Annotated in this window: 22 protein-coding genes; 6 read left to right on the top strand and 16 right to left on the bottom strand. The window is 60.4% G+C overall.

All coding sequences use genetic code 11. The annotated features are described in order from the left end of the window. Window positions 1-106 precede the first annotated feature (106 nt). On the top strand, window positions 107-421 hold the full coding sequence (locus ACYZTY_RS02205; RefSeq protein WP_461957126.1) for a putative quinol monooxygenase: 315 nt from the start codon (window positions 107-109) through the stop codon (window positions 419-421). Here the strand turns inward: ACYZTY_RS02205 and ACYZTY_RS02200 are convergent. Continuing rightward, entirely contained in the window at window positions 411-1,175 is a 765-nt protein-coding gene (locus tag ACYZTY_RS02200; protein WP_461957125.1) for a sulfite exporter TauE/SafE family protein, read from the bottom strand. The two genes, ACYZTY_RS02205 and ACYZTY_RS02200, sit on opposite strands and share 11 nt — an antisense overlap. Window positions 1,176-1,401: 226 nt before the next feature. On the opposite strand from ACYZTY_RS02200, the gene ACYZTY_RS02195 reads away from it, so the two are divergent. The 3 genes from ACYZTY_RS02195 (at window position 1,402) to ACYZTY_RS02185 (ending at window position 3,530) form a co-directional block, all read left to right on the top strand. Beyond that, complete coding sequence (locus ACYZTY_RS02195) at window positions 1,402-2,292, top strand: LysR family transcriptional regulator (RefSeq protein WP_461957124.1); 891 nt, start codon at window positions 1,402-1,404, stop codon at window positions 2,290-2,292. 55 nt (window positions 2,293-2,347) lie between these two features. Beyond that, window positions 2,348-2,923, top strand: a complete 576-nt coding sequence (locus tag ACYZTY_RS02190; protein WP_461957123.1) for an NAD(P)H-dependent oxidoreductase — start codon at window positions 2,348-2,350, stop codon at window positions 2,921-2,923. A 196-nt stretch (window positions 2,924-3,119) separates the two neighbouring features. Then, entirely contained in the window at window positions 3,120-3,530 is a 411-nt protein-coding gene (locus ACYZTY_RS02185; protein WP_461957122.1) for a MerR family transcriptional regulator, read from the top strand. Window positions 3,531-3,596: 66 nt separating this feature from the next. Here the strand turns inward: ACYZTY_RS02185 and ACYZTY_RS02180 are convergent, their stop codons facing one another. The 11 genes from ACYZTY_RS02180 to ACYZTY_RS02130 all read right to left on the bottom strand — a co-directional run bounded on the left by ACYZTY_RS02180 (window position 3,597) and on the right by ACYZTY_RS02130 (window position 18,296). Continuing rightward, a complete protein-coding gene (locus ACYZTY_RS02180) occupies window positions 3,597-6,212 on the bottom strand; it encodes an efflux RND transporter permease subunit (RefSeq protein WP_461957121.1) in 2,616 nt (871 codons plus the stop codon). Between the two features lie 33 nt (window positions 6,213-6,245). After that, window positions 6,246-7,082 carry an outer membrane lipoprotein-sorting protein gene (locus ACYZTY_RS02175; RefSeq protein WP_461957120.1) on the bottom strand — a complete coding sequence of 279 codons (837 nt, stop codon included), beginning with the start codon at window positions 7,080-7,082 and terminating at the stop codon, window positions 6,246-6,248. Between the two features lie 69 nt (window positions 7,083-7,151). Continuing rightward, window positions 7,152-8,450, bottom strand: coding sequence for a DUF1302 domain-containing protein (locus tag ACYZTY_RS02170; RefSeq protein ID WP_461957119.1), 1,299 nt, complete (start codon window positions 8,448-8,450; stop codon window positions 7,152-7,154). Window positions 8,451-8,452: 2 nt separating this feature from the next. Further along, complete coding sequence (locus ACYZTY_RS02165) at window positions 8,453-9,217, bottom strand: SDR family NAD(P)-dependent oxidoreductase (RefSeq protein ID WP_461957118.1); 765 nt, start codon at window positions 9,215-9,217, stop codon at window positions 8,453-8,455. Further along, window positions 9,214-9,951 carry a 3-oxoacyl-ACP reductase family protein gene (locus ACYZTY_RS02160; protein ID WP_461957117.1) on the bottom strand — a complete coding sequence of 246 codons (738 nt, stop codon included), beginning with the start codon at window positions 9,949-9,951 and terminating at the stop codon, window positions 9,214-9,216. Before ACYZTY_RS02160 ends, ACYZTY_RS02165 begins: the two co-directional genes overlap by 4 nt. A 9-nt stretch (window positions 9,952-9,960) precedes the next feature. Then, window positions 9,961-12,831, bottom strand: coding sequence for an aminotransferase class III-fold pyridoxal phosphate-dependent enzyme (locus tag ACYZTY_RS02155; RefSeq protein WP_461959236.1), 2,871 nt, complete (start codon window positions 12,829-12,831; stop codon window positions 9,961-9,963). A 46-nt stretch (window positions 12,832-12,877) separates the two neighbouring features. Next, window positions 12,878-14,095 carry a beta-ketoacyl synthase N-terminal-like domain-containing protein gene (locus ACYZTY_RS02150; RefSeq protein ID WP_461957116.1) on the bottom strand — a complete coding sequence of 406 codons (1,218 nt, stop codon included), beginning with the start codon at window positions 14,093-14,095 and terminating at the stop codon, window positions 12,878-12,880. Next, window positions 14,092-15,387: a beta-ketoacyl-[acyl-carrier-protein] synthase family protein gene (locus ACYZTY_RS02145; RefSeq protein ID WP_461957115.1), complete on the bottom strand. Its 1,296-nt coding sequence runs from the start codon at window positions 15,385-15,387 to the stop codon at window positions 14,092-14,094. The genes ACYZTY_RS02150 and ACYZTY_RS02145 overlap by 4 nt, the downstream gene beginning before the upstream one ends. Then, window positions 15,384-16,442, bottom strand: coding sequence for a beta-ketoacyl synthase (locus tag ACYZTY_RS02140; RefSeq protein ID WP_461957114.1), 1,059 nt, complete (start codon window positions 16,440-16,442; stop codon window positions 15,384-15,386). The genes ACYZTY_RS02145 and ACYZTY_RS02140 overlap by 4 nt, the downstream gene beginning before the upstream one ends. Window position 16,443: 1 nt before the next feature. Further along, window positions 16,444-17,718: a beta-ketoacyl-[acyl-carrier-protein] synthase family protein gene (locus ACYZTY_RS02135; protein ID WP_461957113.1), complete on the bottom strand. Its 1,275-nt coding sequence runs from the start codon at window positions 17,716-17,718 to the stop codon at window positions 16,444-16,446. Window positions 17,719-17,726: 8 nt separating this feature from the next. Further along, the gene (locus ACYZTY_RS02130) at window positions 17,727-18,296 is read right to left on the bottom strand and encodes an acyl carrier protein (RefSeq protein WP_461957112.1); all 570 of its coding nucleotides are present in this window, start codon (window positions 18,294-18,296) and stop codon (window positions 17,727-17,729) included. Window positions 18,297-18,826: 530 nt separating this feature from the next. On the opposite strand from ACYZTY_RS02130, the gene ACYZTY_RS02125 reads away from it, so the two are divergent. Further along, window positions 18,827-19,171, top strand: coding sequence for a cupin domain-containing protein (locus ACYZTY_RS02125; protein ID WP_007946320.1), 345 nt, complete (start codon window positions 18,827-18,829; stop codon window positions 19,169-19,171). Between the two features lie 47 nt (window positions 19,172-19,218). Here ACYZTY_RS02125 and mmsB read toward each other — a convergent pair whose 3' ends face one another. Then, a complete protein-coding gene (mmsB, locus tag ACYZTY_RS02120) occupies window positions 19,219-20,106 on the bottom strand; it encodes a 3-hydroxyisobutyrate dehydrogenase (protein WP_461957111.1) in 888 nt (295 codons plus the stop codon). Window positions 20,107-20,116: 10 nt separating this feature from the next. Further along, window positions 20,117-21,643, bottom strand: a complete 1,527-nt coding sequence (locus ACYZTY_RS02115) for a CoA-acylating methylmalonate-semialdehyde dehydrogenase (RefSeq protein ID WP_461957110.1) — start codon at window positions 21,641-21,643, stop codon at window positions 20,117-20,119. Between the two features lie 149 nt (window positions 21,644-21,792). Between ACYZTY_RS02115 and ACYZTY_RS02110 the strand changes: the two genes are divergently transcribed. Beyond that, window positions 21,793-22,740 carry a LysR family transcriptional regulator gene (locus ACYZTY_RS02110; RefSeq protein WP_461957109.1) on the top strand — a complete coding sequence of 316 codons (948 nt, stop codon included), beginning with the start codon at window positions 21,793-21,795 and terminating at the stop codon, window positions 22,738-22,740. A gap of 254 nt (window positions 22,741-22,994) precedes the next feature. On the opposite strand, the gene ACYZTY_RS02105 is transcribed toward ACYZTY_RS02110, so the two are convergent. Then, window positions 22,995-23,156 (bottom strand): hypothetical protein, encoded by a 162-nt coding sequence (locus ACYZTY_RS02105; RefSeq protein ID WP_461957108.1) that lies wholly within the window; start codon window positions 23,154-23,156, stop codon window positions 22,995-22,997. A 166-nt stretch (window positions 23,157-23,322) separates the two neighbouring features. Next, on the bottom strand, window positions 23,323-24,345 hold the full coding sequence (locus tag ACYZTY_RS02100) for a hypothetical protein (protein WP_461957107.1): 1,023 nt from the start codon (window positions 24,343-24,345) through the stop codon (window positions 23,323-23,325). Window positions 24,346-24,357: the final 12 nt, after the last annotated feature.

The raw sequence follows: 24,357 nt of genomic DNA, 5'->3' as shown, positions 1-24,357 counted from the left end.
GCGGAATAAGCGTTGAATTCGCAAAATTCATTTGACCAATACGCACGAATCGACACGCGATTGTTGCAATAGACTTGCGCCGATTCTGAACTTGAGGAGATTTCTGATGAGTGAAATGCAAGGCTTCATCCTGCACGCCAAGACCCGCCCGGAAAAATCTGACGCCTTCGAAGCGTTTTTCAGCGGCTATGTAGAAGCGAGTCGCGCCGAGCCCGGCTGCATCGAGTACCACATGCTGCGGGACAAACAGGACCCGACGCTGTTTATCTTCTACGAGATCTGGCAGTCCCAGGAACATCTCGACGTGCACTCGAACCTGCCGCACATGCAGCAGTTCCGTGACATGCGTATGGAATACCTGGAGCAGGATTTTGATATCCGCGCCATCGAGATGCTGAGCCCGTCTTCCGCTACCCGCTGATCAGCAAGTGGCCGCCAAGCACGCCGAGTCCGATGAAGAACACGCGCTTGAACAGCACGGCGCTGATCCGCTGACGAAGCCATTGCCCCAGCAGCATGCCAAGCACTGCCGGGATCAACGCCAGTAACGACGCACTTAACTCACCACCGCCGAGGGCGCCGCGCCACAACAGGCCGGCGGCCAGGGCGAGGGTCGAGACGGTGAATGACAGGCCCAGCGCCTGTACCAGTTCATCTTTGCTCAAGCCCAATGCTTGCAGGTACGGCACCGCCGGAATCACGAAGACGCCGGTGGCTGATGTGATAACGCCTGTCAGCACACCGCACAGCGGACCGAGCCAGCGCTCGGTTCGACCTTTGACGCGCAAGGTCGGCAGGAATAAACCGCTCAGTGCGTAAAGCAACAGCGCCCCTCCCAACGCCCGCACCACCCAATGCCCTCCGGCCATGCCGACCCACAGCGTGCCCGCCCCGGTGCCGATGAAGATCGCCAGGAGCATCGGCCACAACCGCTTGATCAAGTTGAGCAAATGCCCACCGAATGCCAATTGCCAGACATTGGTAAGGGTTGCCGGAATGATCAACAGCGCCGCTGCCTGCGACGGCGCCATAGCCAGACCGAGCAGGCCCATGGCGATGGTGGGTAGTCCGAGGCCGATGACGCCTTTGATCATGCCGGCCAGCAGGAATGTGGCGATCACCAGCAAGGAAAGGGTGAGACCGAGGTTTTGATAGAACGCGGCGAGAGTATTCATGGGGCTATCGTGAGCCTGGATCGGCCGATTGAAAATCTGCCATATACTGAGATTGCCTCTTGTTTTGGCGGAGGCTGAAGAATGTATCGATGCGACTGGCGCCTTCGCGGGCAAGCCTCGCTCCTACGGGTTTACGGTACTCATCCGGATGTCATCAAAACCCGTAGGAGCGAGGCTTGCCCGCGAAGGCGTCCGCCCAGACAACACACCTCCTGAGGCTGTACCGATGCACTTCGACCTGACGGACCTGCGCCTCTACCTGAACATCCTCGACACCGGCAACATCACCGCCGGCGCCGCCCGCAGCCATTTATCCCTGGCAGCCGCGAGTGCACGAATCCGCGCCATGGAAGCCTCGCTAGGCATCGACTTCCTGGACCGCGGTCGTCGCGGTGTCACGCCGACACCGGCAGGCAAAGCCCTGGCGAAACACGCCCGGGCCCTGCTACAACAAGCCGAGCGCATGCAACAGGACCTGGCCGAATACGCCAAGGGCGTCAAAGGTCAGGTGCGGTTGCTGTGCAACACCACCGCGATCACCGAATACTTGCCAGAGTTGCTCGCCGATTTTTTATGCGAGCATCCGAATCTCGACATCGACCTGCAAGAGTTTCCAAGCGCGCGCATCACTCATGCATTGCGTCAGGGGGCGGCAGACCTCGGGATCGTCTCCGACGCGGTGGACACCGATGACCTGCAAACCCGGCCGTTTCGCGATGACCCGCTGGTGCTGATCCTGCCTTCTGACCATCCCTTGGCCGAACAGCCGTCACTGACCTTCGCCGACACCTTGAGCCATGACTATGTGGCGCTGGGCGCCAGCAGTGCATTGGCGATCCACTTGGAAGAACAGGCCTTGCACATTGGCCAGCGCATGCCGATCCGCATTCGCGCCGACGGCTTCGACGGGGTCATTCGCATGGTCGCTCGCGGCGCAGGGCTGGCCATCGTGCCGCGGATGGCCATCGAGCGCTGGCCGCAGGTGCAAGTGGTCACGACCCGCTCCCTTCCCGAAGACTGGGCCAACCGCACACTGAAAATCTGTGCTCGGGACTTCGACAGCCTGCCCGGCTACGCCCGGGCCTTGCTGGAGGCGCTGACGCCGAGAACGCCTTGACTCTACCGTTAGGGGCAGACTCTATGCTGCGGGCTTCATTTCAGGAGTACACGCGATGAGCAAACGAATGCTCGTGATTCTGGGTCACCCCTCCACCGACAGCTTCTGCGGGGCGCTGAGCGAAACATACGTCCAGGCCGCCAAAGATGCCGGTCATGACGTGCGTCTGCTGCGTCTGGATGCGCTGGACTTCGATCCGATCTTGCATGAGGGCTATCACACGATTCAGCCGCTGGAGCCGGACCTGTTGCAAGCCCAGGCCGATATCACCTGGGCCGAACACCTGACGTTCGTTTATCCGATCTGGTGGGGCGGGATACCGGCCTTGATGAAAGGCTTTCTCGACCGCATTTTCCTGCCCGGTTTTGCCTTCAAATACCGGGAGGGCAAGGCCTTCCCCGACAAACTGCTCAAGGGTCGGACCGCGCATCTGCTAGTGACCATGGACACGCCGCCCTGGTATTACAAATGGGTTTATCGCATGCCCGGCCTGCACCAGATGCGCAAGACGACCCTGGAGTTCTGCGGCATCAAGCCGTTGAAGACCCTGACTTTCGGGCCGATCCTGGGTTCCAAGTCGACCCAGCGCGACGCCTGGCTGGAACAGGCCCGGGTCACCGCCGGCAGCTGACGTACCCCTCGTTGTTTGCTGGCGACGCGCTCGACGTCGTCAGCCTCCCCACGGCCCCTTCAACGGTCGTTCGTCGGTTGTGCGCGTCATTTACGCACAGCTGCAACCTTTGAATGTTATTCACTATATTATTCCCCCCGATCAGGCTTGAGGCCTGGTCGCGCTACGCCCTGTTTGATCATCGAGACGGATCTTTATGTATATTGGCAAAGCCGCCCAGCTGTCGGGCACCACAGTCAAAAGCATTCGCCATTACGAAGAAATCGGCCTGTTGCCCGAGCCCAAGCGTGAAGGCAAATACCGTATCTACAGCCAGCAGAGTGTCGAGGTATTGACGTTCATCAAGTGCGCCCAGCAACTGGGTTTCAAGCTCAAAGAGCTGCAGGTGATGTTGAACAACTACCACGGTGATGAATTCCCGTGGGACATGGCGCAAAAAGCGATCGCCGAAAAAAAGGCCGAGCTGGTCTCCCAGATCGGCGCTCTCAAGCAATTGCACGACGGCCTCGAAGAATTCGAAAACAACCTCAACGATGCCCGAGAGGAATGTCAGTTCGAGCGCATCGCCCGCTATGGCGAAAAAAACCCAAGCAATACGCTGAACTGAAGACCCTGCTGCGCTGGATAAACCGGCTCGCAGGCCACCTGGGCGCCTGCGGTGCCGGTCGTCAGGTCAGCTCAAGGCGGGTTTTCCCACGGATCGATCTTGTCCCGGCACCGGCGCGACCGGAACAATCGCCGCGAAGAACCACGGCGACACCAGCGTCACCAGCAGAATGGTCATGACACCGCTGGAAAACAGCGCCATCGCCACCAGCGCACCCAGATCGACAATCGGCTTGAAGTCGGAAAACAGCAGCGCCATGAAGCCCACGGAGAAAATCACCACGTTGACCACAGTCGAACGGCCGACGCTGTGCATCGCCTGCAAAATGGCTGCATCGATATGAATCCCTTGCTCCACCAGCAGTTTGATCCGTGATAGCAGGTGCACCGCATAATCGACCACGCCGACCACCAGGAACGTCACCAGCGTCGTGCCGATGTTCAGTTCGATGCCGAACAGGAACATAAAGCCATAGACCGTCACCGAAGTGGTCAACAAGGTGAGCATGCCGAGAACGCCGAGCCGTACCGACTTGAGCCAATACATCATCATCAGCGTGACCACCACCAATGCCAGTGAAAAACTCAGGACCTGACCCTGGGTGATTTCCTGCAACACACCGGTCCAGATCAACGGCGTGCCGGCGTGCGTCACTTCGAGGTTGGCCGGTTTGTTCACCAGCAACCAGGCATCGAGCCGATCCAGCATGCCCTGGTAGTCGCTGGCCACCGACGACGTCATGGTGTACAGCGTCAGCGCCTTGGAATAGTCGGCATTGAGCACGTTATTGAGGTCCGAGCCGCCGCCGTTCTCGAACAGCATCACGTGTTGCTCGATCAGCGAATTACCCGCCACTTCAAACCGCTCGACCTGTCCCTCGTCATTGACCGACGTCACCTGCTCCAGCGCCTGGGGCACGCGCAAGTAGTCGGGGTTCATGTCGTTGAGCACCAGGTTCATGCGCTTGACGTAGGTGGCCAGGGAGTAGCCGTAACTGACGTGCGGCTGCTGCTTGATGAAGTGGTCAAGCTTGTCGATGAACTGCACCACCTCCGTGGTCAGCACGCCGCGTGGCTCTTTGCTGTCGATGGCGATCCAGCCCGGTGCAGTGCCCGCGACCTTGGCCTGGTTGATGAATTGGTCCGATACGCGGATATGACTCTCGGGTTTGAAGTAGGCAATGCCCGAGTCTTCGATATCGACACGGAAGGTGAACACCGTCATCAGGGCCAGCAACGGCAGGGTCACGATCAGGATCGGCTTGCGCCACTGAATCAGTCGCGCACAAAACGCTACCAGATAGCGCGAGATGATCGATTCCTTGTGCACCGCCGCCAGGGTTTTCGGGGTTTGATCCTTACCCCAGATCGAGATCCAGGCCGGAATCAGCAACAGTGAAATAATCAGCGCCGCCGTCAAGCCGATGGACATGAAGACGCCGAAATTGCGGATGCTGACAATGTTGTTGGTGGTGGAAATCATGAAGGTGGCAATGGTGGTCACCGTCGTCAACACCACCGGCACCACCATCAGCCGTTGCGTCTCGCGATTAGCCTCGCGGTTACTTTTACCGGCGTTTTTCTGTTCGTAATACTCGGCCATCACATGGATCGCATCCGAGCAGCAAATGGTGAACAGAAACACCGGCAGTACGCTGGTCAGCAAGTCGAAGGGCACTCGCAACAAGGCCATCAGGCCCAGCGTCCAGATGGTACAGAACAGAATGTTGAACAGCGGCAACAGCACGCCCAGCGGTTTGCGGAAAAAGAAAATCAACAGCAGGGTGATCAGCAGAAAGACAATCGGAAACAGCACCGCCAAGTCATGGTCGATGATCTCCTGCTGGGCCGCGATGAAGATCGGCATACCGGCAATGAAAATCTCGTCCTTGAACTCGGGGTGCGCCGCCTGATAGTCCGCGACGATGCCACGCACGATCTGGTAGGCGCGCAGTTGCGCCTGGGCATCGTCTTGCTTGGTACCCAGTTCGGCCACCAGCATCGCGACTTTCTTGTCCTTGGAAACCACCCCGTCGACCATCAGCTCGTTGCCCATGATCTGCGACTCGACCAGCGCCGGGTCCATGTCGTAGGCGTTGAGGGTCTTGTGGATCAGCAACTCGCCATCGCCGGTCAGCACGATGTTTTCCAGGTCGCCCATGGACGCCATCTCGCGGATCGGGTTTATTCGCTCGGCGAGAAAGCTCAGGAACAGCTGATCATGGGCATCCCAGTTCTGGCTCTGGGCGTAATCACGCAGGGCCTTGGCCTGACCGTAGTCGTTCTGGGAAAAACCGTTCTCCAGAATGTCCCGCGCCAACAACTGCGCACGACTGTCGTCCGGATACCTGGCGACGATTTGCGCCAACTGTTCCTTGTCGGCGTCGTTGGCCAGGATCATCTTGCGCACCGATTGCGACATCGAAAACAGTGCGTTGAGGGTCGGCTTGTTGAACACCGTCTGCGGGTGGTTGATGGCCACCATCACCGAGTCAAACGTGCCGGTGAACTCGCTTTGCAGGTCGATGATGGTCTTGCGCGCCGGATGGGTTTCCTTGAGCAGATAAGGGTTGGTGTCGGAGATCAGCGCGCCCAGCGTATAGGTGAAATACGCCGTGACCGCCACCAGCAGGAAAACGATCGCCCGCGCATAGCGCTCGACGAAGTTCAGGTATCTTTCCATGAGCATGCGTTCCAGAGTCGTCAGGGTCGGCGCTTAGCGGGCAGACACGGCAAAGTCCGGCACGTCGCCGGTTTTCAGCCCGCGCTTGATCGCGGTCTGGGTGAACAAACGGTCTTCCAGTTGCACGTTGTATTGCAGGTGGTTGAAGCGCATCTCTGAGCGTGTGCCGTCGATGAAGTGTTCGGTTTCGCTCAGCACGATGCTGTCGATCGAGTCGATGGTGTCGACCTTCTGAGTACGCATCTGCTTGACCAGCACGCCTTTGACGTCGAAGAAGTCCTGGCGCATGACCAGGAAATTCTGCTTGTCGATCCACACTTTCAGTTTGTTGTAGCCGGTCTTGGCCAGCACCTCGGGCGACGCCGGTTCACGCTCGATCACGTAGCAGTCGCGGCCCTTGATCTGCTCTTCGCCGACCAGCGTCTGGGAGTAATCCTTGACCCGGATCTTGTCCAGGTCGGCGTAGGAGTACTCGCTGCCCATGAACGAGCCGCGCTTGTCGGTGGTGGAGATCCGCCGCGTCTGGCGGCTGACCGGCAAGTACATCCACTGGCTGTCCTCCAGGCCCAGGGTTTCGTGGGGGTTTTCGATATGAAAGGCCACGTCGCGCACGTCGGTGGGGGCGGAAAAATACATGCTGAATTTGTCGCTGTCCGGGTAATCCTTTTGCAAGTAGGTGAACTCACGAACCCGGGTATTGCCCTTCTTGTCGTGGAGGATCAACGACACCTGGGACATGAAGCTTTTACCGTCATTGCGATCACGCACCTGGCGGATGATTTCGTCGGCATTCTTGCCGTCGGCGGCGGTGGCGCAAGCGCCGCTCAGGATCAGCGCGGCAGCGGTCAGCGTTTTGAATAGCGGCAACATGGGAACTTCCCTTTTCGTCAGATAAGTACAGTCGAGCCAATGCGCCAGGGGCACGCAGGCGTCATGGGGTTAAAACAGGTAACCGGCGGACAGCCGCACTTGATCGCGGTTGTCGTACTCGCCGAAGGGTTTGTCGGGCTTGCCGAAGAACACATCCACTTCCAGCCCGAGCTTGATCCAGTCCACCGGTTTGTAGGTGAAGATGCCTTGCAACAGCGCATCGTCGTTAAACGGTGGCGAAGCGGCGACCACCAGCCGGCTCTTGAGTCGGTCCTGCCAATGGGTGCCTTCGGCCGACAGGGTGAACAGGTGCTCGCGCTTTTCTTGCAGCATGCCCTCCTGCCAATCGAGCAATTGCTGCTCCTGCCATTGCAGGGAAATCAGCCAGTCGCGCAGCAGGTAGTCGACGCCCAGCAACGACTTGACCATCGAGGTGCTGTCGGCGCCGTAGGCACGGGTCGGATTGGTCACCCGCCAATTGTCGAACCAGGCAATTTCGCTGCGCACCACGATGCTGTGACCAGCGTCAATCGCCAGCCCTGCGCCGCCCATGGTGTAACGGGGAAACTGACGCTCCAGCCGAGTGCGACCGTCATCGGCCAGGCCTTCGACGGCGTACACCGGGTCTTTCTGGCGGGCGTTCAGTGCGACGAAACTGGTGTCCACCGAACCGATCCGGCCGTTGGCGCTCAAGCCATACGAGTAGCCCTTGTCACCGTCGTAACCGGGCTTGGAATCCAGCAAAAAGTACTGCGGGTCCGGCACGGCAAACAGCGGCGCGTCGAACTCGCTGCCCGCCACCGGCGGCTGGTTTTTCACAAAGTCGGTGACCCACAGTGCCTCCAGTTCCCACTCGCCCACCGGTTGCGCAAATCGCACCATGGGCACCGCGATCCGGCTGTCTTCCAGCAGCGGAGTCAGGCCATCGCGATAGTCCACCGGGTTGACCTGATCGAGCACCCGCAACTCATCGGCACGGCCCCAGACCACTTGCTGCCAGCCGATGGTCACCTCGCCGTCGCCCACCGACTGGCCCCAGTACAAATGCCGCCAGTCGGCGTCGAAGCGGTATTTGTCCCGCGCCCGTTCGCTGTACGGATTGTTGCCGTCGTAGCGGGCGTCGTAACGCACCCGGCCCTTGGCCTTGTAGTAGCCGCCGTCCCAGTTGTCTTCCAGATTGGCTTTGAAATACACGGCCTTCTGGGTGACCTGGTCGTCACCGTGCAAGCGCAACGCGGTGGCCACGCCGACTTCGGCGTCGGCGTAATCCGGCTTGAAGTCCTCGACCGTCAATTCAGCCAACACCGGCGGCGCGGCCATGCACGCCAGTACCGCCCACGCGGCGCGGTTGATGTGTGATCCCGGCATGGCTACATTCCCAACCCGACACCGCCGTCGATCACCAGGCTCTGGGCGGTTACCCCGCCCGCTTCGGGGCTGGCCAGGTAACGCACCATCGCCGCGACTTCTTCGCTTTGAATGAAACGGCGCATCGGCAGCTTCTTCTTGGCGTTGCGCAGGATCTGTTCCTGGGTCAGCCCGGCAATCGCCGCTTGCGCTGCCAGTTCACCTTGCAGCATGGGCGTATCGATCCACGCGGGCAGAATCGCGTTGACGGTGATCAGCCGTGGCGCCAGGTCCATCGCCAAGGCCTTGGTCATACCGACGATGCCGTGTTTGGAAGCGCAGTACGCGGTGTTGCGGACCTTGCCGGCGCGGCCGAGAATCGACGACATGTTGATGATCCGTCCGCGATCCGGCATCAACGGCAAGCACAACGAAGTGACGTAGAACGTACCGTTGAGGTTGACCGAAATCACCTTGTGCCAGTTGTGTAAATCTTCCGGCTCATTCTCGTTGCAGATACCGGCGCTGTTGACCAGCACATCGACGTAATCCACTTGTTTGGCCAGCATCTTGAAGAACGCTTCCATGCCTGGCAGGTCGGCAATGTTGGCCGCATGGGTTTCGACCCGGGCCTTGATCTGCCCGTGTTGCTCGTCGACCCAGCGTTGCAGTTCCGGCAAATCCAGGTCCAGCAGGATCAAGCGGTTCCCGGCGTCGGCGGCAAAATTCTCTGCCACCGCGCGGCCGATACCCTTGGCGGCACCGGTAATCAGAATGGTCCGGCTCATGGCATTTTCAACCCGCCGTTGACCGGCAGGACCTCACCCGTCAGGTACAAACCGCGATCGGCGATGTACAGCACCGCCTCGGCAATTTCATGGGGTTCGGCGTAACGCTTGATCAGTAACCGCGACTGGATTTCCTGTTCCTGTGTGCCGATCAGCGCCGTGCTCATTTCCGTGTTGACGATGCCCGGGGCCACCGCATTCACCCGAATGTTGCGCGGCGCCAGCTCCACCGCCAGAGCACGGGTCAGCGCTTCGACGCCGCCCTTTGCCGCGGCGTAGTTGCTTTGACCTTTGCCGGGCTTCTGCGCGGCCACCGAACTGATGTTGACGATGCACCCGCTGCGCTGGCGCATCATGGACGGCACCACCTGCTGACAGCAGAGCAAGGTGCCGATCAGGTTGGTCTGGATCACCTCGATGATGTCGCGGCTCGGCATCGTCGCCAGCAACCCGTCACGGGTGATGCCGGCGTTGTTGACCAGCAGATCGACGCGCTGGAAATGCTGGTCGACGCGTTCGAAAAAGCCCTTGATGCTGTCGCCGCTGCTGACATCGCATTGCAGCGCCAGGCACTCAAGGCCCAATGCCTGCACCTCATCACGCAACGACATAGCGGCAACTTCGTCGCGCACATAACTGAATGCAATTTGATAACCCGCGCCGGCCAGGGCCAGGACGATCGCCCGGCCGATGCCACGACTGCCACCGGTCACCACTGCTACTTTATTCGGCATGACCGTTCCTTAGAGTGAGTTGTCAGTTTTGAACTGCGCGAGGCTGAAGCCGTGGGTCGCGGCCAGGGCACGAATCTGCTGCACCTGCTCGCGGCTGATATCGCCGTAGGAGTAGTGCTGTTTCATTCCGGACAAACCCATCAACACCGACTCCGCCATGCAGGCATACAACTGACCTTGCTTGAGGTAGGCGCGCACGTTGCGGACCAGGCCATCGCCCAGCGGGGTCTGGACAATTCCGCCATGCATGTACAGCACGTCGGGCCGTTGGCTGGAGAGGTTCTGATCGACGTTAAGCGGCACCGCGATGTCGCAGATCACGCTGTTTTCGGCGAAATGTTCGGCACCGAGAAACGGCTGGGGCGCGTTCGCTGCACAGAGCACGATGCGCGCCTGTTTCAGCACATCGAGGTCATTGCTGACAGTGATGAATGCATTCGCACCCAAGTGCTCTTCGACCAGGCGCTGCACCCGCTGACCGAGGTCGGCGCCGGCACCGTGGGCCTGCAACAACGCGTCGATGCCGTCGAGTTTCTGCAAGCGGCTGGCGAGGCGATCGTGCTCGGCGACACCTTTGAGAATCGCGCGGGCGGCCTCGGCATAAATCAGCTGGGCGGTCTTCTCCAGACGCCGCAGGGAGCCGTCGCGACCGCTGCCGATAAGGATCAGGTGTTCGACACTGGTGGACAGCAGCGAGGCGTAAGTCGAGGCAATGTTGCCCGCCGCACCAACCACCGCAGCGGTCTGTTGGCTCAGTTCCAGGCCTTGCTGCTTGCAGCCCTGCTCGATCGCTTCCAGGCCCATGCCGATGGTCAGCGCGTTGCCCGAGGTCAGCGCCATGTCGGGAATCTTCAGCGCCTGACAGTTGTTGGTGACGATCGAGGTGTACATGCCCAGGCCGGCCACGCTGTAGCCATCGGCCCGGGCATCACGGATGCGATTGCCGACTTCGTCGCGGATGGTGTCCAGGTCACCACTGGCGATGTACGCGGCCATGGCATCGGAGTCCATGCACAACGGGTACAGGGTGAACTCCACGGCGGTGCCGAGTTTCGAGCGAATCAGCACTGGGCCGATCGGCGCGGCACGCCGCTCCGGGGCCATGCGTTTGATGAACTCGCGTTTCTGTTCGGCGCTGAGGGTGGACAGCGACGGGTCGACATCACTGAGCATGTCCGAATCGATCAGGTGATTGATGAACGCCACGCGCGCCACCACGCGAACGCTCTCATCAGGCTTTGGGAGGTTTTCAGGCTCCTTGAAGCTCACCTCGCGTGCCGGCACTTCGCGGATGCTGTCGGCGCACACCCCGGCCGCCAGCGGGAAGGCATCGCGGCGACGCAGCATGTCGCAGACCTTTTGCAACGAGCCGATCAAGCCGTCGATTTCCTCGAAGGTGATGCACACCGGCGGCTCCAGGCGAATCACGTTGGCGTTGCTGCCCGACGGCGCGACCCGCAGCGACTCGAATTGCAGCAGGTAGCCGGCGATGATGTAACCCAGCGCATCGTTGTACTGCGCCGACGCCTGGACCAGCGAACTGGTGCCGGTCAGGTCGTGCAGTTCGAACCCCAGCAACAACCCGCGACCGCGCACATCGGCGATCACGTCCGGGTACGCGGCTTTGAGTTCAAGCAACGAGGACTTGAGGTATTCGCCTTTTTTGTTCACGTCCTTGAGCATCGCGCTGTCGTTCTCGAACAAGCGGCGCAACGCCGACAGGGCGATATGGCACGAGGCATCGTCTTCGGCGAAGGTCGAGCTGTGGATGTAGCTGAAATCTGTTTCGTAGTGGCTGGCGCGGATGACCGTCGCGGCAATTTTCATCAGGCCACCACCCAGCGCTTTGGACAGGCAGTAGTAATCGCCCTGCAAGTTGAAATGGCTGGCGCCGAGCAAAGTGCCGGTGCGACCGAAACCCGATTGCACTTCGTCGATGATCAGCGGGCATTGCTGCTCGTTGCACAGGCGACGCAGGCCCAGGTAGAACTCGCTGGCGAACTCGTTGATGCCGCCCTCGCCCTGGATCGGCTCCATCAGCACCGCAGTGATCGCACTGAACGCTTCACGACGCACCTGCAAGGTTTCGCCGCTCCACTCCAGGCTCAGCCAATGCCGTGTGTGACGGGCCGGCAAATCCTGGAGTTGTTGGGGTTGTTGCGGGTCGATGAACTCGACGTTGAGACCAAATCGGGCGAACGGCTGGCGGTACTGTTTGCCGTAAGTCAGCTGGACGGTGTTCACCAACTTGCCGTGGAAGCTGCCGCGCAGGGCGACGAATACCGGCTCGACATGCAACTGCGCAAGGTTGTGTTGACGCACCGCTTCCACCACTTGGCGAACGGTCACGTAAGACAGATTGTCCGGCAACAACCCGGCGGGCAGATCGAGGTCGTCGACGTCCAGTTCAACATAGGCCTTGTCGCTGGCGGTCAAATTGGCCAGGGCGAAATCCCGTTCGTCGAACTGCTTCTGCAAGGTTTTCTGGCGGCGGTATTCGGCATGCTTGACGGCGATTTCCACCGACTCGGCGCCACTGTTGGAGAAGGTCGAAATGTAACGCTCGCTGTTGTTCAGCTCACGGTTGAACGCCTCGCTGAGTTCGCGCCCCAGCAGACCGGCCGCGCCACGCACGGACATCTGCGCATTGAACGGCACATCGGCGCGCAACAGGCCGCAGAGTTGATCGACGAACTGCGGGTCATTGTGGCCAAACAACGCAGCGCCATAACCGCCGAGAAAGTCGGTGACGGTGACCTCGGCGCCCTGTTTGTCGCGGTAAAACAGCTTGCTGCCCAGCGCCCGGTGGAACTGGCACTCCAGGCCCAGAGCCTGCATCAGTTCAACGAATTTCGGTCGTACGTAATCGCGGTAATCCATGACAGTCATATCCCATGATCAGAAAAATAGAAGCGATTCATTGCGTTCAAAACGGCTGGCCGGTCGCTTGATAATCGAGTTGGTAACAAGCGCTGAAACCGTTGTCGTCGCGGTTGATGATGAGGCAGTCATGCAGCACCGCGTCCCGTCCCTTGCCGCCCACAAACGGCAGGTACGGATCCACCGACTGCTGCAGTCCGATGATCGGTGGCACGCGCTGGGCATGCAGTGCGTTGCGGGCCAGGATCAAGTCGACCAGGCTCGGCGCGCCGCTGAGAATGCCGGTCACCGGTACGCCACTGGTGATGTGGGTGGCACCGGCACGGGCCAGCGTGCGGGCCAGGTCGGCGTCCTTGTGCGGATCGCCGCTGGCGCTGCTGACCAGCAGATCGACCTGCTTGTCTGGCAGGTTCAACGATCCCAGGCGCGGATGGGCGGAGAGTCCAGCCAGGCAGGTCTGCGGCCCGCTTGGTAGATCGTCGGCCCGGCGCAAAATCAACGCCGCCGCCCCTTCGCCGGCAATCCCGCCCGTGCCTTGGCGATCGAATGCACGCAAGGTTTGAGAGCCGTCGGTGCTGATCACGCCAGCCTCGGCCAGTGCGGCCAGTGCTAACGGATCGAGTTCACTGCCGGCGCCGACCACAATCGCCGCATCGATGCGACCGCTTTGCAACGCCGCGCACGCCTCGCGCAATGCCGCCAGATTGCCGGCCACGCCTTGCATGTAAGCGTTGCATTCGCACTCCAGTTTCAGCGCCAGGCTGACAATCCCGAGCAAGCCGTTGCTCAGACTTTTGAGCACCAGGAACGGGTCGAGCGCGCGCTCCTGCAACACTCGTTGAGCGAGGCGCCGCATGTCGGCGCCGGACTCATCGCGACACTCGTGGAGCAACTCGCCATAGGCCGCCAACGACGGATGGGTATAACCGCCCTGGCAGCAATAGAGGCCGTAGCGCAGCCCGTCGTTACCCGGTTCAAGCCCGGCTTCGGCCAGGGCCTGGCGCACCGCGCTGACACCCCAGATCACGGCCGGCGGGCAGTAGCGCTGGAGGTTCTGGGCGACGTCCTGGCGACTGGTTTGATGGTCTTCATCACTGACATGCCCGAAGGCCGTCACGCGCTCACTGTGGAACAGTTTCGACTGCAGCAAAGCGATGCCGCTGCGGGCTTCACTGGCCGCTGACCAGAAGCGCTGCACGCCCCAGCCGCTGGGTAATACGCAACCGCTGCCAGCGATCGCAACACGCAAGGTTGCGCCAGTCATTGTGAGTGCTCCCGATATTTGCCAAGGGCCAGCGAGGTGTTGAGCCCGCCAAAACCGAAGGAGTTGCTCAGGGCAAAATCCACTCGGCGATTGACCGCTTGCCCGGCGCAATAGTCCAGGTCGCACTGCTCATCGACGTCATGCAGGTTCACGGTCGGCGTGACCAGATCGTTCAGGCAGGCCAGCGCCGTGACCATGCATTCGGGCGCGCCAGCGGCCGCAATCAGGTGCCCGAACTGCGACTTGTTGGCGCTGACGGCCAGGGACCGATAGTGCTTGTGCTCGGCAAACACACTTTTGATCGCCAGGGTTTCCGCGACGTCATTAAGCGGCGTCGAAGTGCCGTGGGCGTTGATCAGATCGATTTGTTGCGCACGCAGGCCGGCGTCGTCCAGCGCAGCTTGCATCGCCAGCGCCGCGCCCCGGCCTTCGGGTTGCGGGGCGGTGACTTTGTAGGCGTCCAGGCTGCTGCCAAAGCCGAGCACTTCGGCATAGGGTGTCGCCCCTCGCGCCAGCGCGTGTTCAAGGCTTTCCAGCACCACGAAACCACCGCCCTCGCCGGCAATCAGGCCACTGCGATCACGGTCGAACGGCCGGCACACATCGACACCCCAGCGCTGTTCGCTCGATGCCGCTCCGAGCAGGTACAGCGCAGCCATGGTGTCGAGGTTCAGCACCGAATCGGCGCCACCGGCAATCGCCACGTTCACTTCACCGCGACGAATCATCTGGAAGGCGTTGCCGATGGCCTGGGAGGCTCCGGCGCACGCGCTGCTGATATTGATCACAGGCCCTTCGCAGCTCAATCCGTCGGCAATCACCCGCGCCAGTCGATCATTGCTCTGGCGCAGCGAGCCCTCGGCATTGACCTGACCGGCACGGGGCATCAGGTGTTGCCAGCCCGGGGCGTGGCCATCCGGTGCCTGGGTCAGCAGCATGTCGGCCAGCATGTGTTGGGGCGCGCCCGAGGCGCAGAGCACGGCGGCTTCACGCAGCTGCTCAGGCGCGAGTCCGCTGTCTTTCACCGCTTGGGTGGCGGCCACCCAGCCAAAGCGGCTGCGTTTTTCCAGGTCAACGGTCCAGGCCGGATGGTCTTTCAAGGCCTCGGGCAACAGGGTCATATCCACGGCCGCGGCGTAGCGCACCGGGAACGTGCCGTCGTCCACCCCGTCGGGCTGCCATGGACGTACACAATGTTCGGCGCCGAGCATTTTTTCCCAGAGGGTCTGCCATTCGAAACCAAACCCGGTAACGGCGCCCATGCCGGTAATCACAATCCGTGTCGCACTCATGCGTGCTTCTCCATGGTTTCACTGGCCAGCAGCAAGGCGCCCCAATGACCGGCGCGGCTATGGCTGACAAACAGCATGTAGCCTGGTGTCGCTGAGGCGTTTTGAGAGTGGTGCAAGATCAGCGCGATCTCGGTCAGCAAGGCGCTGGCGCCAAGATCGCCGGTCATGGCCCGGGCGCTGCGAACGTCCCGTGGGTGTTCGGCGAACAGGCTCATCAATTGCGCATCCTCGGGATTGGCCACGATCTGCTCGACGTCACCGAGGCACAGTTTTTCCAGGCTCAACGCCTGGTCGATGACCCGCCGGGCAACCGCTGCGCCACGTAGTGGATCAGCGCTGTAACCCCGGGCGAAACCGGCGATGCGCAAGGCGTGCGGGGTGTTGGGCGATGGCGCCAAGCCGAGCAGCAGCGCGGCGGCACCCTCGCCATACATCGCCTCGCCTGCCTGATGGGGCTCACGCAGATACAGGGCCGGCGTCAGGTTCGGACTGCTGCTGACCACCAACGCGGCGTCGGCGCGTTGCTCGACAATTTGCTGGCAGGCTTCAATCAGGGCATCGAGCCCGGCGTTGTCCTGGGAACAGAACCCGCCCATCGGTCCGTGGCATTGCAACGCTTCGGCCACGTAGGCCATTACGCTGCTGTTGAGCAGCGTCAACGCATGCAGCGGCGGGGTGTTGGCCAACAGTTGCGCCAAAGGCTTTTGCGGTTGCTCGCCGATCGCTTGCACCGCATCCCAGCATGGGCTTGGCGCGTCGACCTCAGGAATGGCCGACGTCAGGGCAATCCGTGCCGGTGGTAGTTGCAGGGCCGCCAGCGCGGGGGCCAGGCGTGCCACGCAATGCAACAGGCGCAAGCCTTGTGGTTCAACGCTGCGCTGGATCTTGCGGTCGAACAGATCGCTGGCCAGGCGCGGTGTCGGCAGCGCATACGCCCGTCGCGTCGCGTCGAATGCCAACGGTTGCGGCGAGGGCGGCGACCCAAGCAGGTCGGCACATTCGCTGCCGGCGGCGTTCAATACGGCCGCCGAATGGATGTAAACGGCAATGCTCATGTCATGCCCTCCCCAGGACCAGCGAGCTGTTGACGCCGCCGAAACCGAACGAGTTGGACATCACCACGTTGATCGACTGGCGCATCGGCTCGCTGAGAAATTTCAGTGAGGGGTATTCGGCGCGGTCGTGATCGTAGTTCAGGGTCGGCAACAGCACGCCATCCCTCAGGCTGATCAGCGACAGCACCGCTTCAATCGCGCCACTGCCCGCCAGGGAATGACCGATGGCCGATTTGTTGGCGGTGAACGTCACGTGTTCCTGGCACTCGCCGAACACCCGCTGCAAGGCCAAAGCCTCGCAGCTGTCGTTGGCCTGGGTGGACGTGCCGTGGGTGTTGACGTGTTGCACGGCGCTGCTGAGCAGCCCGGCGTCTTCGATTGCAGCTTCCATGCATTCCTCGTATTTGCTGCCATCCCTGCTGCTGGAGGTCATTTTTTGTGCCTCACACACATTCGCGTAGCCCAGCACTCGCCCCAACGGGGTGGCTTTGCGACGTTGGGCATGCTCGGCAGATTCGAGAATGACCATGGCCGAGCCCTCGCTGATCACGAAACCGCAGCGGTCCGGCATGAACGGTCGACTCTGCTCGCTGGCCGGCAGGTCGGCCTGGCACAGCGCGCCGAGGCTGTTGAACATGTAATACGGCAACTCGTTGGCCATCAGTTCGACGGCGCCGCAAATGGCCAGGTCGATTTCGCCACGCTCGATCGCCCGGTAGGCGCTGCCGATTGCCATGGTGCCGGCGGCGCAGGCATCGGAATGAGTCGAAATGTGATCGCGGATACCGAGCGTCTCGGCCAGGTGCAAAGTCTGCTGATCGACCCGGCGCCCGAAGACCGCGCTCGATGGCGCCGGGTTATCCAGCAGTTGATCCAGATCGACACGCCCGGCTTCATCCATGCAGCGACTGGCCCGATGCAGATCGTGACTGTCCGCGCAGTACTTGTTGGCCCCCAGAAACAATCCGCTGCGGCTGTGAGCAAAGGCTGTCGGGGTAAGACCTGCGTGCTGCAAGGCTTGTCGGGCGACAAATTCGGCCAGCACGCTCTGCCGCGGATGCAGCGCGGCATTGCCGCCGAAACCGGCGGCGATCTGCTGCCACTGGCCGTCGTCGATAAACCCGGCCGCGCTGTTATTGAAACCCAGCGCCTTGAACCGTGGATGTTCGCGAACACAGGACTGCTTCTGGCAGATCCGCTCGAACAACGTGGCGGCGTCCAGCGCCATGGGCGCCACCAGACCGAACCCGGTCACATAGACTTCTCGTGTCCGCATGAGAACTCCTACACCGTCTCTTGGGCGTGAGTGGCCACAAATTGCTCCACCAGGCGGCGCGAGACCTCGTCGCCATCGGCCGGCACCAGCCGTGCACTGCAAGCGCCGCAGACCACTTGCTGACGTTCGTTAAGCACGGCTTGATGAGCGCCGCAATCGGGGCAGCTTTGCGGCAGATAATTGAAGAGATTGCGGCACTGTTGCGCCCAGTTGCGTACGGTGGTGGCGGCAAATACCAGCGCCGGTTGCATACCGGCCTTGAGTTGATCCGGGGAGTAGGCGCTCAGGCTCTGTTCAAGCAGGGCCTTGCCGTTCTCGGTAATGCGACCGTTGGCCAGGAACTCGCTGGCGTCGCCGCAGACCGCAACGGCGTGATCCAGCACGCTGGTTTTGGGCAAAGTGCAGCCATATTGACGACCGAGTTGAAAGCTCAGGTCGACGATGTCCAGCGAATCGGCGCCGAGGTCCTCGACGATGCTGCTGTTCTCATCGATATCATCAGCGCTCATCACCAACAGTTGCGCGAGGATCTCGCGGGTGCTGGCAATGACGTTTTCCAACTCCAATGGATTGTTCATCTCTATCTCCCTATATCGTGAATGCTTCATGAATTCCGTATGTGAGAAGTAACTATTCCCACAGCAACTTCTCACGCGGCGGAAATTTAAACTCTGCCCTTAAGGGGAGAGTCAACGAACTCTTTAAAGTTTTTTAACAACTTGAGACGGCCGTCCGAATGGGCCGGCGCACCGCACTCGATTGGTGCGAAGCCTCGCGCCAGTCGACTTATTTACTTAACAAAGGCTGCGTATGGTGGAGCACGCACTGTATCGCTGGCTAAACAGAGAGGGGCCCGAAAGTATTAACTTCTGGCTTACAGCACAGACTTACAAATAATAGAAACCTGACAAGTAAAATAGTTATAACTTCATAACCATTGTTCTATATCAGCGCAGCCGTTGAATAATGCGTCTTAAGGTTTGCGAGCCGATCCGGACAGACCGGCACAGCGCTTCTGGGTAACTGAGTGTCGAGCACAGACAACTGACCGGGTGCGGGCCGCTATAGGGTGCGACTTCAGTTCTTGAGCCCACTGCCCGGAGTCCACATGACCGCACCTATTACCGTTCTACGCGACACCCACCCGCTGCCGGTACTCGACGCCTGCAAATGGGAAAAACTCGAAGGCGACCCGCACACTGTCAACCTCAACGCCTACACCAGCGAAGACGGCAGCAAGATCATGGGCACCTGGATCTGCACGCCAGGCAAGTGGTATGTGGAATACGTGAAGTGGGAATACTGCGATTTCCGCGAGGGCTACTGCATCATCACCCCGGAAGGCAAAGAGCCGATCCATCTGCGTGCCGGTGATATTTTCGTGATTGAGCCGGGGATGAAAGGCACCTGGGAAGTGGTTGAAACCGTGCGCAAGTATTTCGTGTTTGCCTGATGCAAAAAACCGGGAACCCGCCCGACGCGGGTTCCCGGAAAAACCCCTTACTGGGGTTTGCGATAGCTGTTGATGATCGCCGAGAAGTCTTTACCACCCTCCCCACGCTGACTCATCGCCTGATACAACTGCTGGGCCACCGCGCCGAGCACCACCGGTTGGTGCGCCTGACGTGCCGCCTCAGTGGCCAGCCCCAGATCCTTGAGCATCAGTTCGGCACCGAAACCGCCGGTATAACCACGCGAGGCCGGTGCTGTTTCAACAATGCCCGGCCACGGGTTGTACATCTCCGAACTCCAGCAACGTCCGGTGGAACTGTTGATGATCCCGGCCAGCACGGTGGTGTCGATGCCGAGCGCATCACCCAGCGCCATGGCTTCACTCACGCCGACCATGGAAATCGCCAGCAGCAGGTTGTTGCAGATCTTGGCAATTTGCCCGGTGCCGACTTCGCCGCAATGAACGATGTTACGACCCATCTGCGCCAGCACCGGTTGCAGGGTGACGAACAGTTCAGGGGTGGCGCCGACCATGAAGGTCAGCGTCCCGGCCGTCGCACCGCCAGTACCGCCAGACACCGGCGCATCGGCCATGGCCACGCCTTGCTTGGCAGCGGCTGCTGCCACATCTCGCGCAGTCTGCGGATCGATGGTGCTGCAATCCACCGCTGGCACGCCTTTGCCGATACCGGCGAGCACGCCATCTTCACCCAGCCAGACGCTGCGCACATGCACCGCGGCGGGCAGCATGGTGATCACCAGTTCTGCACCTTGTGCCGCTTCACGGGCCGAAGCGCTGATGCTGCCGCCCAGTTGTTCCAGCTCGGCCAGAACGGTTTTGTTCAGGTCGACCAGGCTCAGCGCATGGCCGGCCTTGATCAGGTTGCGCGCCATCGGCGCGCCCATATTGCCGAGACCGATAAAAGCGATTTTCATGCCTGGCTCCTTAACGCAAGTTGATAGTGGTGTTCACACCGTCGTTGACGCTGTCGTCATCGAACCAGCGACTGGTGACCGTCTTGGTCTGAGTGTAGAACTGCACCACTTGCTTGCCATACGGACCGAGGTCGCCGAGTTTGGAGCCGCGCGAACCGGTGAAGCTGAAGAACGGAACCGGCACCGGAATCGGAATGTTGATGCCGACCTGGCCGACGTCGATTTCGGTCTGGAACTTACGCGCCGCCGCACCACTTTGAGTGAACAGGCCCGTGCCGTTGCCGAACGGGTTGGCGTTGACCAGGGCGATGGCCTCATCGAGGGTATCGACTTCCAGCACGACCAGCACTGGACCGAAGATTTCCTGGGTGTAGATCTGCATCTCGGGCGTCACGCCGGAGAACAGGGTCGGGCCGACAAAGTTGCCCTTCTCGAAGCCTGGAACGGTGACGTCGCGACCATCCAGCTCAAGCTTGGCGCCTTCCTTGATGCCGCTTTCGATCAGATCGAGAATCCGTGCCTTGGCTTTTTTGGAAATCACCGGGCCCACATCCGTGCCCGGCTCGCTGCCGGCATTCACTGTGAGTTTCTGCGCCAGTGCTTTCAGGTCTGGCAGCCATTGTTTGGCCGCGCCCACCAGCACCACCACGGACGTGGCCATGCAGCGTTGCCCGGCGGCACCGAAACCGGCACCGACCAGCGCATTGAGCGCTTGTACGCGATTGGCGTCCGGCAGTACCACGGCGTGGTTTTTCGCGCCCATCATCGATTGCACGCGTTTGCCGTGTTTACCGGCCAAGTCGTATACGTGAGTGCCGACCGCGGTCGAACCGACGAAGGAAACAGCCTTGATGTCCTTGTGGGTGCAGAGCGCGTCCACCACATCCTTGCCACCGTGAACCACGTTGAGCACGCCCGCCGGAACGCCGGCTTCGATCGCCAGTTCCACCAGCAGCATGGTCGACATCGGATCCTGTTCGGACGGTTTGAGCACGAAGGTGTTGCCGCAGGCGATGGCCATCGGGAACATCCACAGCGGAATCATCGCCGGGAAGTTGAACGGGGTGATGCCAGCGCAGACGCCGATGGGTTGACGCAGGGTGTAGGTATCGACGCCGCCAGCGACGTTCTCGGCAAACTCGCCCATTTGCAGGCTGCCGATGGAGCAGGCGTGTTCGACCACTTCCAGGCCGCGGAAGATGTCGCCTTCAGCGTCGGCGATGGTTTTGCCCTGCTCGTTGCTGAGCACCACGGCGATGCGCTTGGAGTGTTCGCGGATCAACGCCTGGAGCTTGAGCATGATGCGCATCCGCGCGCCGATCGGCGTCAGCTTCCAGGTCTGGAAGGCGCGGTGGGCGGCGCTGATTGCAGCATCAACTTCCTGCGCGGTGGCGAACGGAACCTTGGCCAGCACTTGCTGGGTCGCCGGGTTGACGATGTCGTGCCACTCGGTGGTCTGGGACTCGACCCACTCGCCGTCGATCAACAGTTTGACGTTCTGGACAGTGGTTTCGTTGGGCGTGAGCGATGCGTTCATGCTGGTCTCCTGGACTTGTTGTTATGCAGGGAGCCAAGGCGGATAAGTCGCCTTGAGATGAGGCGTGTGTCGCGAATTGGTTGTCGGACTGTTTTTGGAGTATAGATGTGCAAACTTCTAATAAGAACGCACATAAAAGCCGGTCCATCATGCAAAAAAACATCACGTCCTTAGGCTCGTTGAACTGGGATGACCTCAAGTTTTTCCTCGAAGTCGCCCGCACCCGCAAGGCCAGCACTGCGGCCAAGCGCCTGGCGGTGGACTACACCACCGTGTCGCGGCGCATCAGCTCGCTGGAAGCGGCATTGGGCACTTTGCTGTTCGAGAAGTCCCGGACCAGCGGTTTCGTCCTGACCGCCGAAGGTCAGCGGTTGCTGGGTTACGCCGAATCGATTGAAAGCACGCTGCACATGGCCTGCGAACAGGTTTCCGGCTCCGGTGTGGCGCTGTCCGGGCATGTGCGCATGGGTTGCACCGAAGGCTTCGGCAGCTTTTTCATCACCCCGCAGCTGAGCCATTTCGTCGATGCCTACCCGGCGATTTCGGTAGACATCCTGCCGCTGCCGCACTTCATCAGCCTGTCCAAGCGCGAGGCAGACATCGTGATCGCCCTGGAACGTCCGGAGCATGGCCCGTACGTCTGCTGCAAACTCTGCGACTACAAATTGCAGCTCTATGCGACTCAGGACTATCTGGACAAGCACCCACCGATACGCCGCCCGGCCGACTTGGGCAAGCATTCGTTCATCAGTTATGTCGACGATCTGGCGTTCAGCTCGGAGCTGTTGTACCTGGCGAACGTGTTGCCCGGCGCCAGCGCCAACTTGCGCAGCACCAGTGTGATCGCGCAATTCGTGGCGGCGCAACAAGGACGGTCGCTGGCGATTCTGCCGTGCTTCCTGGCGGCTCAGGACCCACGCTTGCTGCCGGTGTTGCCAGAAGAGATCAACATTACCCGGCAATTCTGGATGTACTGCCGCGAGGACCTGCGCAAGTTGAAGCGGATTACCCTGTTGTGGGATTACATCCGCGCTGTCACTGAGCTTAACCGCCCGTTATTGCTGGGCGAAACGCATGTCCTTCGGTTCGCAGACTGAGAATCTACAAGGCGTAAGGGAGACCCATCGTAACGACCTCAGCAGGCTCTTGGCAACGACTTGTGACAGGGGTTGTGACACCACTTGTGACAGTCGAAAGGGTTCTTACAGTGGCGCACGTGGGCGCGATAAGGACCCCATGAGCAGGCGTTGGGGCTCAGGCGCGAGGGCCTACGGGGGTATTCGCAGGTCAATTAATACTGAGGTGGTCTTAGAGAAATTTTCTCTATTTTCCCATCAGTCTCTAAGGTCCCTCAAGCGACCGCATAGACCTCAGCGATCAGCTCACCAAGGACCTCAGAGACGGCTTCGGCGTTAGCAATCCCGAAGGTCGCCCCAAGGATGCCGACAAGCTTCCAGAATGCTCTGGACAACAGGACAGCCTTCACGACTGCCCACAGTTTCATATGGACCATCGCTAAGGCTCCTCTTGATGTGATGCGTATTTGGGTAGGTGTCGTGGTGAAGCCTCAAGCGCCCGGATTGCAGCGGATGACCTCAAACCTGAATGGGCTTGAGGCTTCCCACGAGACCCACGCGATCCCCGTGAAGGGACCACAATGGTTCTTGATGGTGGTGTTGTTACTCAGCAGCGAAGACCACACGAGTGATTAACGGGAAGCTCACCGTCTCGGTCTGGAACTTCTCAGTGGGGTCGGCAGGGTTGGCCAGCTTCAGACGGACTTTACCCTGAGCGATAACGTCAGCCACACCAGTGACCTCAAGGTCCCAGCCTTGAATGCCCGGATTACGAGTGGTGGTTACTTTCCAGATGTCACCGTTGGTCCCTTCACGGAAGGACAACGAGGAGAAACCCAAAGGCAGCATGAACACGCCATGGTCTTCACCCGAGTAGAACTGAGTGCGGGTCCCCAAGTAGTCCTCAAGGTCATCGTGACCAGCACGCTGAGCGGCACGGTTCAGGACAGCCGATAAGGCCACAGGCATCAGCAGCACGAAGGACTCAAGGTCACGACCCACTGCAAGGTTCAGGCTCATGGTCAGGGCGTCAACGATGTCTTCTGCACGCTCACGCGGAGTGGCACTCAAGGCACCCGTAGAGGTCTTGGTCTCGGTGGACTGTGCGTCCTTCAAGATACCCGCAATGACACCGCCACACGTCAGCTCAAAGTCATCCAGCAGCTTCTTGCCAGTCTGTTGCAAACCTTCACCCGACCACCCTGCAATGAGGTGAGCGTCCAAGAAGGTGGTACGGAAGGAGAACAATGCGGCTGTGTCGCAGGGCTCAGTGAAGATCACGTCACCGACGATGGCTTGGCCATTGGTGAACTCTGATTTGTCACCGTAGATGCTGGTACGAGGGTCGAAGGTAACAGAACGGTTCTGCATCACGACCAGTTGTTGAGCAGTCGGCTCAGTCTTGGCCGGACGGAACTCACAAGGGATCGCGTTGATGGCCTCAGCTTTCCAATCACCCTCATTGAAGTACTCATCAAGGGCCTGAGAGAAAGCCTCGACGTAGATGCTGGTGTCCGCCGCCATGCCTTCCTTGATTTTGTCGGCACGGGTGAACTGAATACGGGTCGAGCCTTCGGTCTGGGACACGGTATAGGCGTTGGGTGCTTCGTATTGATCGCGTTTCATGATGGATATTTA

The sequence above is a fragment of the Pseudomonas sp. LB1P83 genome (assembly GCF_054897885.1).
Note: the sequence above shows the minus strand (reverse complement) of the source record. Positions and strands in the feature narration are given on the sequence as shown.